The sequence below is a fragment of the Fenollaria sp. genome, from assembly GCF_057222035.1.
In genome coordinates, this window is sequence record NZ_JBXXYC010000001.1 from 255,684 (window position 1) to 273,803 (window position 18,120).

Sequence of the window (18,120 nt, forward strand, 5' to 3'; positions counted from 1 at the left end):
CTGATGAGGCTTGAATTATTTGATTTTATAGATGACACTATAGATTTACTAGAAAAGAATAACGATAAACTAGAAGAAATATTAGAGATTTTAGAAAACTTTTTTGCTAATACCTTCTGTGCTAAGGACCACTTTCTTGCCGCAAGAGGCAGAGTAAAGGAAGCTACATCACTTAGAGAGAAGATACTTAGAAACAATCTCTACACTATGTATAAGACGCCTGAGAATCTTATGGAAAATATCTCAGATATCATCGGTGTTAGAATTGAGTGTAGATTTATTGATGATGAAAAAAAGATATATAGAGATTTATTAAATTTATTCAATTATAAAGAGGACAGAGGATACTACTCTAGTCATATCAATAAAAAGATATTTCTAAAGTTATCCGAAGAGCAGCCACAACTGCAAAAGAATGGTTTTGAGATCTACAAGATTGACGGTAAGTATGTTGATGATGATGGCAAGAAGATTCATTTTGAACTTCAAATCAAATCACTTGTTAATGTATTCTGGGGAGATATAGACCACAAAGTCTTGTATAAGAATTATAACTATGTTCTTACAGAAGATTTCTTTATTGACATCATGGCGACTATAAAAGATAACTTAACTATGGTTGATAGACAGCTTATGAGTGTTTACAATCACTTGAACAGGACTGACTCTACTATACAGGTAAATAAGAAGAAACAGCTTGTAAAGCTTGTATCTAAGACTATTCACGATATATTTAAATCTAAAGTAAAGAGCGATTTAGGATATATAATCGATTACAAAGACTCTTGCGACATGATAAGCGAATACTTGTTTATGAAGGCAAGAAAAAAATCAGACAAAGATATATCTCAGGAATTTGTTGATTTAGTGGGAAGACTATCTGATATACAAGAAAATCTTGGACCACTAACTAATTATATTGAGTTTGAGAGAAAACCTATATTTAATGATACATTTACACAAAGTTTAGGTAACGAGATACTTAGTCTTATTAATACAGATTTTAAGTGGAACCTATTTTTTAGAATAATATTTATTATCGAAAAGGGAACAAATGTTGAAGATTTTGAAGGTTTTATTATATTCTTAAGATATAAATTCTATGAATCAGTTGCTTTAAGCGTTAGAAATAAGGATATGTCTAAGGAAGAGAAGGAGTTTTTGATTAATTACTACCTTGATCAAATTTCTTATGATTTTAAGAAAAATCCTCAGCTTTCCTTTATAACTGATGAAAATATAAATGAAATTAATAAAAATATAAGTTTGGAATTGGTAAATATATCTAATTTTGAAGACTTTTCCGAACAAATTTTAGAAAGAGGAGATAAAGATGAGTAAAGATAAAGATTTTATCGATGAACATGATTGCTGCTGCCACGATGAAGGCTGCGGATGTGGACATGACCACGAACATGACCATGATGATTGTGACTGTGAAGACACAATGATCATAACTTTAGATGACGGAACAGAGCTTGAATGCGCTGTACTTGATCTATTTAATTACAAAGGAGACGACTATATATTCTTATTTCCACTAGATGTGGAAGAGGAAGAAGAGTATGTTTATCCATATAAGTACATTGAAAATGAAAATGGTGTAGATGTTGAACTAGAAGTAGTTGACGACGCTATCGTAGATGAACTTATGGAAGAATTTTACAAGAAAAATGAGGTAGATGAGTAATATTATTAGCTTTGAGGATGAGAAAAAACTCTATAGAGTCTACTCAGAATACTTAAGGAATAAATTTCACACTAAAGTTTATAAATTACCTATCAGTCTAAATATAACTTGTCCGAATAGAGATGGTTCAAAGGCTTATGGCGGCTGCATCTTTTGTACAGCAGAAGGCGGCAGCTTTGAGAATTTATCTAATAAACTATCTGTCAAAGAGCAGATTGAGCAAAACAAGATAAATATCACAAAAAATCATAAGGCAACGAAGTTCATAGCGTATTTCCAAAACTTTTCTAATACTTATATGCCACTAGATAAATTTAAGGAAAATATAATTAACGCTATAGAAGAAGATGTTGTGGGTATAAATATATCAACGAGACCAGATCTTATTTTTGATGATTACATGAAATTTTTAAAAGATGTTATGGACGAGTATAATCTTGAGATAACAGTTGAGCTAGGCTTACAAAGCTCGAACGATGAAACGCTTAAGATATTAAATAGATGTCACACAACTAAGGACTATATAGACGCGTGTGAAACATTATCTAAGTATGGCATAAGGAAGGCAGCTCACTTGATACTTGATTTACCGTGGGATAGTCTTGATGATATTTACAATGATGCAAAACTCATTAACATGACAAAGACTGACGAGGTAAAACTACATAGTTTATATATTATGGAAGGAACTAAGATAGCCAAGATGTATAAAGCTGGCGAGTTTAAACTATTGAACAGAGAAGATTATGTAGACAGAGTAGAAATTTTCTTAACTCATATTAAAGATGATATAATTATACAAAGATTGGTCGGCAGATCTGATGAAGAGGGAACTATTCATTGCAACTGGGGCGAATCTTGGTGGAGAATAAAAGATTCCATATTGGAACAGATGAAAAGAAAATCAAATTACCAAGGTAAATATTTTAAGGAGGATGATTTTTATGGTTAAATTAATCTTAGGAGCAAAAGGCGCAGGAAAAACTAAGTGGTTAATCAATGGTGCTAACGATGACATTAAGTCAGGTAACGGCAACATTACGTTCTTAGATGTTGAGGACGAACATATATTTTCTTTAGATACTAATGTTAGACTTATTAACTTAAGCGACTATAGTATAAATACTATTGAAAAGTTCTACGGCTTCTTGCTTGGCATGCTATCAATGGACTTCGACCTAGAAAAGATCTATATAGACAGTGTTTATAAGATTATTGATATTAAGAAAGAAGATTTAAAATGCTTAGTAAAGAATTTGGAAGAAATTTCTGAAAAGCATGATGTAGACATACTTATCAACGTTGACTACTTAGCTGAAGATGTAGATAGTGACTTAAGGAGCTACGTAGAAGAAGTTAAATAATTAGAAAGTGGTATTTAATGCTTTATGTAAAGAGGAAGAATCTTTTTGAGGTGTTTTTTGAGAAGAGACATTCTTTGATTATACAGTTCAATAACGGTGACTTGACAAAGAAAGAATTTCTTAAAGAAAATTTTAATTTTATTACTAGCTTAAACATAAAACCTTTTATTAAGATTGATTCATTTGAAAAGGGCATGTTTAACTACCAATATTACAATTCACTTGCTAAGTATTATTTAATGCTTGCAAATGAGATAAAAAATACAAATAAACACAGAAAGTATTTTGTTGAATACAAAAATACTGGATTAAGTTTGTACCATCAAAAAGATTTAACAACTATAAGCATACTAAGGCTAGTTGACTTTGAGAATGTTGACGCATACTACGTTAAAACGAATTCAAAGTTCTTAAATGGTAAGCTTTATGAGATAGTCTTAAGTGATTACAAAGAAGCGATATTTCATTCGAAAGCTTTGTGGCTTATAGATATTTTGAGAGAGAAGAACGTATTTAGTGAAAAGAAGAAAGAGTCGGTAATAGATTCGTATATAAATAAACTCTACTAATTTTAGTAGAGTTTATTTTTATATTAAAATAACATTTGCTCTCTTTTATTAAAAAAAGCTTTATAAGCAAGCGATGTAAATATACTTGTAGTTATACCAACAGTTCCGACTATGGCTATCATTATCGTTATTTGATAAAGTATAGCGGACATCGGATCTGTGCCTGATAGTATCTGACCTGTCATCATACCGGGCAATAGTACTATGCCCATGCCAAGCATTGAGTTAAGCGTTGGTAGTATGGCAGAACTAAAGGCTTCTCTAGAAATTTTTGAAACGGCATCTTTTGGTTTAGCACCAAGCATCAGCGCTGCTTCGATTTTATCTCTTTGATCATGAAGTGCATTTTTATATGAATTGATAGCAAGGCTCATTCCAGTCATGGTATTACCTATAAGCATTCCGCATATTGTGATAAAGTATCTCGGATCGTACCAAGGCTTAACGGCAAGTACAATTATTATGTAATAAAAAATTGAGACAAGGCTCGAGCCGACAAAACAAATTGCAACAATCTGTTTAAGCTTATTTTTATTTACCTTGCTTCTCTTATATACATTAAATATTGCAAATGCTTCCATTATTACCAGTATCAATAGAGTTATCCATGGACTATCACTCTTTAGTATGTACTGAAGAAGATAGCCTGTTATAAGTAGCTGCACTGTCATTCTTAGCGAAGCAACTATGATTAAGACTTGATTTGTCAAACCTTTTAACTTTGATATTATTAATAAAACTAATATAAAGGCAAAGGATAAAATTAATTGCGTTGTTGAAATATCTCTTAACATACTAAGCCTCCTTGATAGATGCTGTATTATTATTTATTTCTATAACTTGCTCAGCAAGGGAAAATAGTTTTTCTGAGTGCGATACCATAACTATCTTTTTATTTTTTTCTTTTAGATATTGAATCACTTTATTTATAAGATTAAATTCAGTTTCATCATCAAGAGACGATGTTGGCTCATCAAATAGATAGACTTCAGCATCCATCGCTAAAACTCTTGCAATTGAAAGCCTTGTTTTTTCTCCGCCAGAGAAATCTTTTGGCTCGTCATCAAGTTTTTTATCTAGTAAAACTATATTAAGCAGTTCTTTTAGATTTTCGTCATCAAGAGGGGATAATCCGCTGAATTTTCTCGCTATATTTAAATTATCTCTTACATTTCCTTCAAAAATGGCAGGGAATTGCGATTGCATAATAATTTTTCTTCTTAGCTCATGCGCTTTATATGAGCTAATATTATCACCTTTATATAAAATCTCGCCGCTATCAGGACTAATTATATCATCAAGCATTTTAAGAAGAGTTGATTTACCGCTGCCGCTCGGCCCTATAATCATAGTAAGCCCACTATCATCAATAATTAAGTTATCTATATTAAGAATATTTTTAAATTGTACATTTTTTAGCTCGAACATCTTATTCCTCCATATAAATAAGCTCCTCGTATAAGGTGTCAAGTTTTTCATCAATCTCAGTGAGCTTAAAATTCAAATCGTTAACTCTGTCTATGTCGTCGTAAATATCAGGGTTTGCTAACTCATTATGAATATCGTTTTTATGTTTTTCAAGTTCAGAAATTTCTTTTTCGATAGCATCCTTAGCTTGTTTTTCTTTTTTTAATCTTTCTTTTTCTTCTCTCTCTCGCTTTTTATTAAGTTTTGCTTGAGTCTTTGTGATTTCTTCAGGTTCTTCTAGAAAGGCTTCTTCTTCACGCATACGCTTTTTCTTTTCTAGATAATAATCATAATTACCTAAAAATTCGTGAATGCCATCAGCTTTAAGTTCAAGTATTTTATTTACAACTTTATTTAAAAAATATCTATCGTGGCTAATTACAAGCAATGTTCCTTCATAAGAATTAAGCGCTTCTTCCAAAACTTCTTTTGACTCTATATCTAAGTGATTTGTTGGTTCATCTAGAACAAGGAAGTTTACATCAGAAAGCATTATTTTACATAGAGAAACTCTAGCTTTTTCTCCGCCAGATAGCTCATCTATCATCTTATATATATCGTCATCAATAAATAAAAATTTTGCAAGAGCCTTTCTTAGTTCAAAATAAGTAAGGCGAGGGAAGCTATCCCATATCTCTTCGGCAATGGATTTATTCACATCAAGCTTTTCTAGCTCTTGATCAAAGTAGCCGACATTGACATTAGTTCCAAAGCGTATTTCGCCAGAGTCATGACTTTCTTCACCAAGAATTATTTTAAATAAAGTTGATTTACCAATACCATTAGCACCGATGATGCCAACGTGTTCACGCTTATATATATTAAAGTTTATATCGTTTAAAAGCTTAAAATCGCCAAAGCTTTTATTTATATTTTCAACAGACAAAACATCGTTACCAGACTCTACCTTCATTCTAAACTTGAAATTAATCTCACTATCATCATTAACATCACTTAATAGCTCAATCTTAGCAAGCATCTTTTCACGCGATTTTGCCTTTATAATGCTCTTTTCAGTAGCGTAGGACCTATATCTTCTGATAATTTCTTTTTGTCTTTCAATTTCTTTTTGCTGATTGATATAAGCTTTCTCTTGAATCGCTTCATTTATCTTTCTTTGCTTGATATATTGTTCATAGCCCATATTATACTCATGAGTAGTGTGATCCTTTATAAGTATTACCTTATTACAAGTAGCATTTAAAAAATATCTATCGTGGCTGACCATGACTACAGTCTTTGTAAAAGAATTGATGTAGTCTTGAAGAAACTCCATTGAGTCAATGTCAAGATGGTTAGTCGGCTCATCCAAAAAAAGTATGTCAGACTCTTGTATAAGAGCCTTAGCAAGCATAAGCTTAGATTTTTGTCCACCGCTTAGAGAGTTAAATGCTTGATCAAATTGATCTTCGCCAAAGCCAAGACCAGTTAAAACCTTTTTTATCTCAGCATCGTATGTATATCCGCCTTTCTTTTCAAAGTCTTCAAGTAAAAAGGCGTATCTATCCATATTCTCTTGACTAGGGTCCTTTGCAATGATATCCTCAAAACTCCTAAGCTCCTCTTCAAGATCAGTTAAGTGCTTCATGGACTTTTTCATCTCATCGTAAATACTTAGAGAGCTCCTGATAGTTGTATTTTGCTTAAGATAGGCAATCTTAGTGTCTTTAGAAATAAATATATCGCCTTCATCATAATTAAGCATACCAGATAATATGTTTAGTAAAGTTGACTTGCCAGTACCATTCATACCAACAATGGCAACTTTTTCGCCTTCATTTATATTAATAGAAACGTTTTCGAAAATTAATTTGTCTATAAAAACTTTTTTTATATTATTACACGCTAGTATAGTCATAAAAACACCTCGTTTATATTATAACAGAAAAGAAAAAAATATTGCTAAGAAATTCGCTATATGTTATACTATATTTGTTCTAATAATGAAAGGTGTGGACATATGGCTCGTGATATTACAATTAATGCAATTAAAAGATTACCCATATACTATGTGATTTTTGAAGATCTATACGCAAGGGGCGTTCATAGGGTCTCTTCGAGTGAGCTATCAGCGTACACTAAATTTACTTCGTCTCAAATCAGGGCTGATTTAAACACTTTCGGCGCTGAGGGCAGACAAGGTTATGGTTATCAAGTTGAGACCATATACATGGACTTAAAAGGCGTTCTAGGTCTTGATTATAAAAAGAATTTAATCTTAACTGGCGTTGGTAACATTGGTCAAGCGATAATACAGTCTCGTGAGTTTGAATCAAGCGGCTTTAAGTTTATTGGTCTATTTGATAGCAATCCAAATATGATTGGCCTTAGCTTTAATGGTATCAAGGTTAGAAATATTTCTGAGCTTGAAGATTTTGCTAAAAACAATAATATTGATATAGGTGTAATTGCTGTTACTAGTAATAGTGCGAGGGACGTTGCCAGAACTTATGAAAAAATTGGTATAAAAGCGATATGGAACTTTGCTCCGACTGTGCTTGATTTAGATAAGGACATCATAGTTGAGAATGTACCTTTATCCGAGAGCTTATTCACACTAAACTATTTACTTAAATGCAAAAATGACGGTACTTTTACAAGTGATGACTATGTTAATAGAGCAAAAGATATTGTTTATGATAAAAAATTAGGACTATATAGAGAGTCAAAAAAGAGGGGCAGACCAAGAAAGGAGAATAATTAATGAAACTAGAATTAATTGATATTAAAAAATCCTTCGCTGGAAAAGAAGTTTTACACGGAATTAACTTAGAGACAAGTTCCGGTAGCTCAACTGCTTTTTTAGGAAGGAACGGTGCTGGTAAGACAACTACCATAAGGATACTTATGGACGTTTTTAAAGCTGATAGCGGAGAGATACTGATTGACGGCTCACCAATTGATAGAAAAGAGATTAAACTTGGATATTTGCCTGAAGAGAGAGGTATGTACGCAAAAACTGCTATACTTGATCAGCTTATTTATTTTGGAAGAATAAAGGGACTTTCTAAAAAAGAAAGCCATGACAATGCTATTGAGCTGCTTGAAAAAGTTAAGCTAAGTGAATATAAGGCAAAAAATCTTGATACCTTATCAAAGGGTAATCAACAAAAGATACAAATCATACAAACATTTATTAATAAGCCAGACATCATTATTCTTGATGAGCCATTTTCTGGTCTTGACCCAGTTAACTCACAAATACTTATTGATTTAATCAAAGAAGCTGTTTCGAGCGGTACTTTACTAATATTCTCATCTCATCAAATGAGCCATGTTGAAAATTTTTGTGACAATATCGCTCTTATAAAAGATGGAAGCAATGTTTTGACTGGTAATCTTACGGAAATTAAGAAAAATATGGGCGAGGGAAGATTAAGATTAAGTTTTTACAACGATGCTGTAAATTATTTACAAGATATTTTTGATATGGTCGGACAAGATAATGTCAAGATTACTGACAATGACATAATTGTAAGAACATCTGATAAAGCTAGTGAACTAGCTAATTACGCTATAAATAAAGATAATTTTAGAGCTATAGCTAAATACGAACCAAGTCTTGAAGAGATATTTATAGAAGCGGTAGGTGATAACGATGCTAAATAAGATAAAACTAATAAGTTCATTTGAGTTTAAACAGCTTATAAAAAATAAATCATATAAAATCACTACTGCTATATTCTTTGCTTTAGCCTTGCTTGCAGCTTTTGCACCAAGACTTATTCAAGGTAATTTATTCAAATCCATCACTGAAGAATTTAATAAGACTCAAAAGCTAGGAATAATCATAAATGATGATGGTATTGATGAAAGTGAATTAAAATCATTTTTAAGTAATTATGAAGTTCATTTATATACTGATGAAGAAAAGCTAAAAGATGATGTATTAAGTAAAGAACTTGATAGAGGGGCAATTATCGATGCTGACTCAATTCAAAAATTTGTATTAAACTCTAAACTTACTGATATGGGCGATAGCTTAGATGGGGCTTTAAATGAATACAGATATAAAAAACTTATTGAATCAGAAGGAATTGATTATACAAAGCTTAAATCAATAGAGGCTAATCAATATCAAATAAATGAAGTCATCTTAGGAAAAGATTCTAAGCAAAACTATTTTATTATATATATTTTGTTATTCTTATTATATATGATTATATTAACTTATGGTCAAATAACAGCAACATCGGTAGCTAAAGAAAAAAATGACAGAACTATGGAGCTACTCATAACTTCAACTAAACCTAGATATTTGATTCTAAGTAAGGTCTTAGCAACAGTATTTAGCGCTGTACTACAAGTTTCAGCTATATTTATAGGTTTTGCTGTAGGATACTTATTTAATAAAGAATACTGGTCTGATATATTTAGCATTACAAGTGCACCTATACAATTGGTTGTAACATTCATCTTGTTTATGATAGCAGGCTTCTTCTTATACTTGTTTATATTTGCAACACTTGGAGCACTAGTTAATAAGATAGAAGAAGTTAGTCAATCAATATCATCGGCGACTATTTTGATAGTACTTGCTTATTTTGGAGCTATATTTGCATTAACTACTGGATCGGAATCTAGTTTTGTTACATTCTTATCATACTTCCCACTAACATCACCATTTGTCATGTTTATAAGGGCAGGTATGCTAAATATATCAATCGCTGAGGTAGCTCTATCATTTGCAATACTTGTAATATCAGCATATTTAATTTATAAATTAGCTTGTGACATATACAGATTAGGTACACTTCAATACGGAAACAGAATGACACTAAAGCAAGCGTTTATAGCATTAAGAGAGGATAAGAAGAATAAAAATAATGAATAAGATAATATTAAAGGGACAGACTAGCTTTGTCCCTTCTCATATATTTGAGTGCGGCCAAGCATTCAGATGGAAAAAGCTAGATGACGAGGCATATAGGTTTATATTTAGGGACATGGTTTTAGAAGCACGTTCTATAGATGATGGTATCGAGATAGTGGGCGATTTTTCAGATAAAAACGAAATTTTAAACTATTTTGACTTAAATACTGATTATGATGTGATAAAGGCAAAACTTTCTATTAACGACGAAGTGATTTGTAAAGCTATAGGTTTTGGGGGAGGCATGAGGATTCTTAAACAAGATCCATTTGAAACATATATATCCTTCATAATAAGTGCTAACAATCAAATAAAGAATATAAAAAACACAATAAAAAAACTTTCACAAATGTATGGAGAAAGACTAAATAATCCTTTTGATGATGAAGAGTACTATGCCTTTCCGACTCCATTTGCACTTTCTAACGCTAAACCTGAAGACATAAAAGAGTACGCAAGAGCTGGATTTAGATCAGAAAGAATTGTAATTGCTTCAAAGATGGTTCAAGAGGGTATAATTAATTTTGATGAGCTGAAAGAAAAAAGTATAGATGATATTAGAAAGACATTATTAGAAGTGCCAGGTATAGGCGAAAAAGTTTTTCAATGCATTTTGCTCTTTGGTTTAGGCAGAACTGATTCATTCCCAGTAGATGTTTGGGTAAAAAGGGTCATGGAAGAGCTTTACTACGGTGGAGAAGAGAGAAATAAAAAACTTATACAAGAAGATGGCTTAAGAAGATTTGGCGATTTATCAGGTTATGCTCAGCAATATCTCTTCTACTATATGAGAGAAAATTTCAAAAAGATGAAAAAAGAAGAGAAAAACGTAGATAATAAATAAAAATATTAAATAAAAGCATTTAAATTAAATTATATTATCTTGTATATTTACTATATATTGACTACAATATAATTGTTAGCACTCAAGAGTGACGAGTGCTAACAAGAAAATGATAGATATATATTTAAGGAGGAATAGATTATGAAATTAAGACCATTATCCGATAGGATAGTTATCAAAAAACTAGAAGCAGAAGAAAAGACTAAATCAGGCATAGTACTACCAAGCGCTTCAAAGGAAGCACCTGTTATGGCTGAAGTTATAGCTATAGGCGCTGACATTACAAATGACGAGAAAAAAGCTAAAGAAATTAAAGTAGGAGATAAGGTTATATTCTCAACTTATGCAGGAACAAACGCAAAAATCGACGGAGTAGAATATACTGTACTAAAATTTGCTGACATCGTAGCAGTAGTTGAAGACTAGGAGGTATTAATATGGCAAAAGAAATAAAATTCAATGCAGAAGCAAGACATAAAATGGAAGAAGGTATTAACATTCTTGCTAATACTGTAAAAGTAACACTTGGACCAAAAGGAAGAAACGTTGTTCTTGACAAATCTTTCGGCTCACCACTAATTACAAATGATGGTGTTACTATCGCTAAAGAAATAGAACTTGAAGATAAATTTGAAAACATGGGAGCACAATTATTAAAAGAAGTTGCTACTAAGACAAATGATATCGCAGGTGACGGTACTACAACAGCAACACTTCTTGCTCAAGCAATAATTAGAGAAGGACTTAAGAATATCGCTGCTGGTGCAAACCCAATGATATTACAAAATGGTATCAGAAAAGCTGTTGAAAAAACTGTTGAAAGCATCAAGTCATATTCAAGAAAAGTTGAATCATCTGATGCTATCGCTCAAGTTGCTTCAATTTCAGCTGGAGACAAGGAAATAGGTAAGCTTATTGCAGATGCTATGGATAAAGTTGGCAATGATGGCGTTATAACTGTTGAAGAATCAAAATCTATGGGCACAACACTTGAAGTTGTTGAAGGAATGCAATTTGACAGAGGATACGTTTCAAGCTACATGGTAACTGATACAGATAAGATGGTAGCTGAACTTGACAATCCTTACATTTTAATCACAGATAAGAAAATTACTAATATACAAGAAGTACTTCCTGTACTTGAAGAAATTGTTAAACAATCAAAACCATTATTAATAATTGCTGAAGACATTGAAGGCGATGCAATGGCAACACTTGTTGTTAACAAGCTTAGAGGTACATTCAACTGCGTTGCAGTTAAGGCACCAGGCTTTGGCGACAGAAGAAAAGAAATGCTACAAGATATAGCTATATTAACAGGAGCTAAAGTTATTTCTGAAGAACTTGGTTATGATCTAAAAGAAGCTACAATCGATATGCTAGGAACTGCTCAAAAAGTTAAAGTTGACAAAGAAACTACAGTTATTGTTAACGGAGCAGGAAGCAAAGATGAAATCGAAGCAAGAGTAAAACAAATCAAGACTCAATACGAAGCATCTGACTCAGACTTCGATAGAGAAAAACTTCAAGAAAGATTAGCTAAATTAACTGGCGGCGTAGCAGTTGTTCAAGTTGGTGCAGCTAGCGAAATTGAGTTAAAAGAAAGAAAATTAAGAATAGAAGATGCTCTATCAGCTACAAGAGCAGCTGTTGAAGAAGGTATAGTACCAGGAGGTGGAACTGTACTTGCAGACTCAATCAAAGCACTAGAAGCTATAGTTGATGACTTTGAAGGAGACGAAAAGACAGGCGTTAAGATTATATTAAGAGCACTTCAAGAACCAGTAAGACAAATCGCTGAAAATGCAGGTCTAGAAGGATCAGTTGTAGTTGAAAACGTTATGAACGAAAAACCTGGCGTTGGTTTTGACGCGCTTAACAACAAATACGTTGATATGATTAAATCAGGTATAGTTGACCCAACAAAGGTAACTAGATCAGCTCTTCAAAACGCAGCATCAGTAGCATCAATGATACTAACTACTGAAGCAGCAGTAGCAGACATCCCTAAGGACGATGCACCAATGGCTGGTGGCATGCCTGGCGGAATGCCAATGATGTAGAATAAATAAATAAATTATAAAATAACTCATGGCATTGGCTGTGAGTTATTTTTATGTGCAAACTTTCAAAACATTAAAAAGTTAAAATAAATAATTTTCATTTTGCTTTAGCACTGTTATTTGAATGCACCTAACAGCACTAACAATAATACTTTACAACGTTACAAAATGCTAAAAATATATTTACTTTACTTAAGAGATATAGTATAATATCTATGGTAATGGAGGGATAAACGTGAAAAGAAAACAAATCATTGACACTATGGTAGTAGGTTTTGCATTATTCGCAATGTTTTTAGGTGCTGGAAATTTAATTTTTCCACCAACATTAGGAGCCATATCCGGAGATAAATGGTACTTAGCGATGATAGGATTTATGATGACAGGTATAGGCTTGCCAATACTTGGTGTTGTTGCTGCGGCAAAAGCAGGAGGAAGACTTGAAGACGTTGCAGGAAAGGTAAATAAAACATTCTCGATTTTATTCGGTTCATTAATAATGATATGTATAGGACCACTACTAGCTATACCAAGAACATGTGCCACTACATACGAAATAGCGATTCAACCATTATTTGGAAACATTAGCCCGATACTTGTTTCAATAATTTTCTTTGGTATCACGCTATTCTTTACATTAAATCAATCAAAAGTAGTTGATAAGATTGGTTCAATTCTTACGCCAATACTACTAGTTATATTATTTACTATAATAGTATCATCTATAGTTAAGCCTATAGGCACACCAAAAAATACAGGTGTCGCACTTAATTTTGTTAACGGCTTTAAAGAAGGTTATCAAACAATGGATGCCATCGGCTCTATAATCATGGCGACTATAGTAATCAGCAGTGTTAAGAAAAGAGGTTATACAAGCCAAAAAGATATGTTTAAGATGACGGTCATATCTGGTATTATAGCTGCATGCTGCCTAGCTTTTGTTTATGGCGGACTAGTTTATATCGGAGGAACTGGCAGCGAATATCTTAATATAGATGTAGAAAATCCAAATAGAGTTGCTAATTTAATATTTATGGTTGATAAGATCATGGGTCAATACGGAACTATTGCCCTTGCATTAACAGTAGCACTAGCTTGTTTAACTACATCCATAGGCTTAACTGCAACAGCAGGAGAATTCTTCTCAGACTTAACTCATGGTAAATTAACATATAAGTCCATAGTTATATTTACATGCCTTTTCAGCGCAATAGTCGCAACAAATGGTGTAGACTCAATTATAACATTCTCGGGCCCAATACTTTCAGTTTTATATCCAGTTGCCATAGTAATAATCTTATTAAATATATTTGACCATAAGATTAAATATAAGGCAATATATAAAGGAGCTACACTTGGTGCCTTCATGGCAAGTTTATTAGATACAATTGCAAATATTGGTAAGTTCGAGCAAATCAGAAGCTTTCTTGACAGAATTCCTCTTGGATCAGAAGGTTTTGCTTGGGTAATACCAGCAGTAGTATTTGGTTTTGCCTTTATAGTGCTTGAGATGGCTCTTAACAATAGTAATCAAGATGGTGTTCTTTAGTGAAAAAGTTTAAAAAATTTTTAGATCCAATATATTCCTTAGAAAATTGGCTTAATAAACAAGGCGAGGAAAATTATAAATTAACTAGCCTAAGGGGTTCGTTTTTTGAATTTGATAAAACAGAAGCAAAATATGAATATAAAGTTTATTATTTTAAAGGACCTGAAAAAGATGTTAGATCATTTTTAACTTATGCCAGAAAAAATGATATAGAAATTTTTCAGTACCCAATAAGTGCTTCTCAAATATCATTATTTTCTTTCATGGCTGCTACATTTGACAGTAATTCACAAGATATTAATTATAAGGCAAGCTTATTTGCAACACATATCTATGTACTTATGAAACCAAAGGTGGCTGAGAGCATTGAAGAAATTTTAGGCGAGGATGATAATCTTTATTATTATAAAAGACAGATGGAAAATAAACTCATACTTGCAATAATACTAATGATGCCATTATTACTATCTTATTTTAGACTGCTTGGAGGAAGTTTTGAACAAAATAAATTTTTTGTTCAAGTTATGATAGCGGTTGAAGCATTGATTTTATTGTTTATATTATTTTTAAACTTCAAGAGGAATATATATATTAAAAGTAAAAAAGCTAAATAAAATATTAAAAAAATTAGGCTCATAAACATGGGCCTATTTGCTTTTAAATATTGAAAATTTAATTGTTTTGTGATATTATATACTTATATTTAAGTACTTAAATTTATTTTTAGGAGGGATTTAAAGTGTACGAAATTATTGAAAAAAAAGATATTGCTTTAAATACATTTCTTATGTACATAAAAGCTCCAGATATTGCTAGAAAAGCAGAACCTGGACAATTTTTAATTATTATTATTGACGAAAAGTCAGAAAGGTTACCTCTTACTATTTGTGATAGTAATCCAGAAGAAGGCACAGTTATGATAGCTGTACAAATGATTGGTTCAACTACACAAAAGCTTGGAGCGCTTAATGTAGGTGACACACTAAAAGATGTTTCTGGTCCACTTGGTAGACCTAGTGATTTTATAAATATTCCACTAGAAGATCTTAAAAAAGAATCAATCATATTCCTAGCAGGCGGTTTAGGAACTGCAGCTGTTTATCCACAAGTTAAGTGGATGCATGATCACGGTATTGATGTAGACGTTATAATCGCTGCAAGAAATAAGGACTTAATAATACTTGAAGATGAGATGAAAAAAGTTGCTAAGAACGTTTATGTTGCAACAGATGACGGTACTTATGGCTTTAGTGGACTTATTACAGATTGTCTTGAAGATTTAATTACAAATAAAGGCAAAAAATATACTTATGCAATAGTTGTTGGTCCTATGATAATGATGAAGTTTGCTTGTTTAAAGACAAAGGAGCATAATATTAAAACTATTGTATCAATGAATACAATTATGGTTGATGGAAGCGGCATGTGCGGTGCATGTAGATTGACAGTAGATGGCAAAACTGTCTTCGCTTGTGTTGATGGACCTGAATTTGACGGTCACTTGATTGATTGGAACGAAGCCTTAAGAAGATCTAGACAATATTCTAAGATAGAAAAAGAAGGTAAACACTTCTGTAATTTGATAGGAGGATTGAGATAATGGATAGATTTAAAAGAACTGAAATAAAATATCAAGATCCTAATGAAAGAATCAATAATTTTAATGAGGTATGCTATGGCTACACTGAGGAAGAATGCATTATAGAAGCAAAAAGATGTCTTCAATGCAAAAATCCTCAATGCGTCAAGATGTGCCCGGTAAATATTAATATACCAGCCTTTATACATAAACTTGCTGATAACAATCCAAAGGAAGCTGTAGATGAGTTATTTAAGTACACTACATTACCAGCAGTATGTGGAAGAGTTTGTCCTCAAGAGAGCCAATGCGAAATGACTTGTATTCTTGGCAAAAAGGGTGAAGCTATTGCTATAGGTAAACTAGAGAGATATGCTGGCGATTATGCTTTGAAAAATGGCGTAAGGCTTACAAAGACTGCTAAAAATAATGGCAAAAAGGTAGCTGTAGTTGGTAGCGGTCCTTCTGGAATCACTTGTTCAGCTGATTTAGCTAAACTTGGCTATGATGTAACTATGCTGGAATCTCTTCATGAAGCAGGAGGAGTATTAACTTATGGAATTCCTGAGTTTAGATTACCTAAAGATGCAGTTGTTAAGAGAGAGATAGAAAATATTAAGTCCTTAGGCGTTAAGATTAAACTAAATACTATAGTTGGAAGAACAGTAACAGTTGATGAATTATTAGATGAATACGACGCTGTATTTATCGGCACAGGAGCTGGACTTCCAGTATTTATGAACATTCCAGGTGAAAACTATAACGGAGTTTTCTCTGCGAACGAGTATTTAACTAGAACAAATCTAATGAAGGCGTATTTAGAAGATACAGCTACACCTATAAGAGTAGGTGTTAACACAGTTGTAGTGGGTGCAGGTAACGTTGCGATGGACGCAGCTAGAACAGCTAGACGTTTTGGCTCAAATGTTACAGTTGTTTATAGAAGAGAGGATAAAGACATGCCTGCTCGTAGAGAAGAGATTGAAAATGCTAAAGAAGAGGGCATCAACTTCATGTTCTTAACTAATCCAGTAGAAATTTTGGCTGATGAAAACGGTGATGTTAATAAAGTAAGATGCATTAAGATGGAGCTAGGAGAACCTGATGCCTCTGGTAGACAAAGGCCAGTTAAGATTGAAGGTTCAGAATTCGATATAGATGCTGATGTTGTAATTATGGCGTTAGGAACAAGACCTAATCCACTTATTAAAGAAACAAGTACTGGAATTAAATTTAACGAAAAAGGCGGCATCATAGTTAATGAAGGAGAAAAAACTTCTCGTGACTATGTATATGCTGGCGGAGACGTAGTAACAGGTAGTGCTACAGTTATTGAAGCCATGGGTGCTGGTAAAAAAGCTGCTAAAGCTATTGACGAGGCACTTTCAAAATAATTATTTAAGGTAGTGGTGAGAAAATGTTTGTAGATGTAAAACACATGTATAAGAGATATAAGATGGGTGATAGCGTTATTGTTGCTAATAATGACATCAATTTTTCATTCAATAAGGGCGAATTAGTTGTTATAGTTGGTCCATCAGGAGCTGGTAAATCAACTCTATTAAATATTATTGGAGGCATGGATACAGCTGACGAGGGCGAAATTTTAATTGATGGCAAAGACATACAAAAATACAACGAAAAAGAACTTACCACTTACAGAAGATATGATATAGGCTTTGTATTTCAATTTTATAACTTGGTTCAAAACTTAACTTGTCTTGAAAATGTCGAATTAGCTAGCCAAATTGTTAAGGATGCCATTGATCCAATGCAAGTATTGAAAGATGTTGGTCTAGAGGATAGAGCAAATAACTTCCCATCGCAAATTTCAGGCGGTGAGCAACAAAGAGTTGCCATAGCAAGAGCTATTGCTAAAAATCCGAAACTATTGTTATGCGATGAGCCTACTGGTGCACTAGATTATCATACAGGTAAAAAGATATTAAAATTATTACAAAGAAGAAGCTTGGAAGACGGCAATACTGTTGTTATAATAACTCACAATAAAGCCATCACTCCAATAGCCAACAGAGTTATAGAGATAAATGACTCAAAAGTAAGAAATATGTATGTGAATGAGAATATTCAATCTATAGATGAGATAGAATGGTAGTGATTT

At 32.6% G+C, this 18,120-nt stretch carries 19 protein-coding genes; 16 read left to right on the forward strand and 3 right to left on the reverse strand.

Annotated features, from left to right (window positions below):
* Positions 1–3 precede the first annotated feature (3 nt).
* From AC2UOP_RS01360 to AC2UOP_RS01380, 5 genes are read left to right on the forward strand one after another with little or no spacing between them, the layout of a single operon-like run.
* On the forward strand, positions 4–1,341 hold the full coding sequence (locus tag AC2UOP_RS01360) for a GTP pyrophosphokinase (protein ID WP_484832373.1): 1,338 nt from the start codon (positions 4–6) through the stop codon (positions 1,339–1,341).
* Complete coding sequence (locus AC2UOP_RS01365) at positions 1,334–1,690, forward strand: DUF1292 domain-containing protein (RefSeq protein WP_085840216.1); 357 nt, start codon at positions 1,334–1,336, stop codon at positions 1,688–1,690. Before AC2UOP_RS01360 ends, AC2UOP_RS01365 begins: the two co-directional genes overlap by 8 nt.
* A complete protein-coding gene (mnmL, locus tag AC2UOP_RS01370; protein WP_484832374.1) occupies positions 1,683–2,642 on the forward strand; it encodes a tRNA modification radical SAM protein MnmL/YtqA in 960 nt (319 codons plus the stop codon). The genes AC2UOP_RS01365 and mnmL overlap by 8 nt, the downstream gene beginning before the upstream one ends.
* A complete protein-coding gene (locus AC2UOP_RS01375; protein ID WP_070598807.1) occupies positions 2,635–3,054 on the forward strand; it encodes a hypothetical protein in 420 nt (139 codons plus the stop codon). Before mnmL ends, AC2UOP_RS01375 begins: the two co-directional genes overlap by 8 nt.
* 17 nt (positions 3,055–3,071) lie before the next feature.
* Positions 3,072–3,623: a DUF6648 family protein gene (locus AC2UOP_RS01380; RefSeq protein ID WP_019213505.1), complete on the forward strand. Its 552-nt coding sequence runs from the start codon at positions 3,072–3,074 to the stop codon at positions 3,621–3,623.
* A 23-nt stretch (positions 3,624–3,646) separates the two neighbouring features.
* On the opposite strand, the gene AC2UOP_RS01385 is transcribed toward AC2UOP_RS01380, so the two are convergent.
* From AC2UOP_RS01385 to AC2UOP_RS01395, 3 genes are read right to left on the reverse strand one after another with little or no spacing between them, the layout of a single operon-like run.
* Positions 3,647–4,417 (reverse strand): ABC transporter permease, encoded by a 771-nt coding sequence (locus AC2UOP_RS01385; RefSeq protein WP_484832375.1) that lies wholly within the window; start codon positions 4,415–4,417, stop codon positions 3,647–3,649.
* 1 nt (position 4,418) lies between these two features.
* Positions 4,419–5,051, reverse strand: a complete 633-nt coding sequence (locus AC2UOP_RS01390) for an ABC transporter ATP-binding protein (protein WP_070599716.1) — start codon at positions 5,049–5,051, stop codon at positions 4,419–4,421.
* 1 nt (position 5,052) lies between these two features.
* Positions 5,053–6,948 carry an ABC-F family ATP-binding cassette domain-containing protein gene (locus AC2UOP_RS01395; RefSeq protein ID WP_484832376.1) on the reverse strand — a complete coding sequence of 632 codons (1,896 nt, stop codon included), beginning with the start codon at positions 6,946–6,948 and terminating at the stop codon, positions 5,053–5,055.
* Between the two features lie 102 nt (positions 6,949–7,050).
* Here AC2UOP_RS01395 and AC2UOP_RS01400 point away from each other — a divergent pair, with 102 nt between their 5' ends.
* From AC2UOP_RS01400 to AC2UOP_RS01450, 11 genes are all read left to right on the forward strand, one after another.
* Positions 7,051–7,794: a redox-sensing transcriptional repressor Rex gene (locus AC2UOP_RS01400; RefSeq protein WP_484832377.1), complete on the forward strand. Its 744-nt coding sequence runs from the start codon at positions 7,051–7,053 to the stop codon at positions 7,792–7,794.
* Entirely contained in the window at positions 7,794–8,699 is a 906-nt protein-coding gene (locus tag AC2UOP_RS01405; RefSeq protein ID WP_484832378.1) for an ABC transporter ATP-binding protein, read from the forward strand. Before AC2UOP_RS01400 ends, AC2UOP_RS01405 begins: the two co-directional genes overlap by 1 nt.
* On the forward strand, positions 8,689–9,924 hold the full coding sequence (locus AC2UOP_RS01410; RefSeq protein ID WP_484832379.1) for an ABC transporter permease: 1,236 nt from the start codon (positions 8,689–8,691) through the stop codon (positions 9,922–9,924). The genes AC2UOP_RS01405 and AC2UOP_RS01410 overlap by 11 nt, the downstream gene beginning before the upstream one ends.
* Positions 9,917–10,807, forward strand: a complete 891-nt coding sequence (locus AC2UOP_RS01415; protein ID WP_484832380.1) for a DNA-3-methyladenine glycosylase family protein — start codon at positions 9,917–9,919, stop codon at positions 10,805–10,807. Before AC2UOP_RS01410 ends, AC2UOP_RS01415 begins: the two co-directional genes overlap by 8 nt.
* A 141-nt stretch (positions 10,808–10,948) precedes the next feature.
* Positions 10,949–11,233, forward strand: a complete 285-nt coding sequence (locus AC2UOP_RS01420; RefSeq protein WP_019213512.1) for a co-chaperone GroES — start codon at positions 10,949–10,951, stop codon at positions 11,231–11,233.
* An 11-nt stretch (positions 11,234–11,244) separates the two neighbouring features.
* Positions 11,245–12,870, forward strand: coding sequence for a chaperonin GroEL (gene groL, locus AC2UOP_RS01425; RefSeq protein ID WP_070599739.1), 1,626 nt, complete (start codon positions 11,245–11,247; stop codon positions 12,868–12,870).
* Between the two features lie 235 nt (positions 12,871–13,105).
* Entirely contained in the window at positions 13,106–14,419 is a 1,314-nt protein-coding gene (brnQ, locus tag AC2UOP_RS01430; protein ID WP_484832381.1) for a branched-chain amino acid transport system II carrier protein, read from the forward strand.
* Entirely contained in the window at positions 14,419–15,033 is a 615-nt protein-coding gene (locus tag AC2UOP_RS01435) for a DUF2812 domain-containing protein (protein ID WP_106017841.1), read from the forward strand. Before brnQ ends, AC2UOP_RS01435 begins: the two co-directional genes overlap by 1 nt.
* A gap of 125 nt (positions 15,034–15,158) precedes the next feature.
* Entirely contained in the window at positions 15,159–16,019 is an 861-nt protein-coding gene (locus tag AC2UOP_RS01440; protein ID WP_484832382.1) for a sulfide/dihydroorotate dehydrogenase-like FAD/NAD-binding protein, read from the forward strand.
* On the forward strand, positions 16,019–17,392 hold the full coding sequence (gene gltA, locus AC2UOP_RS01445; RefSeq protein ID WP_484832383.1) for an NADPH-dependent glutamate synthase: 1,374 nt from the start codon (positions 16,019–16,021) through the stop codon (positions 17,390–17,392). The genes AC2UOP_RS01440 and gltA overlap by 1 nt, the downstream gene beginning before the upstream one ends.
* Before the next feature lie 23 nt (positions 17,393–17,415).
* Positions 17,416–18,114, forward strand: a complete 699-nt coding sequence (locus tag AC2UOP_RS01450) for an ABC transporter ATP-binding protein (protein ID WP_484832384.1) — start codon at positions 17,416–17,418, stop codon at positions 18,112–18,114.
* Positions 18,115–18,120 lie beyond the last annotated feature (6 nt).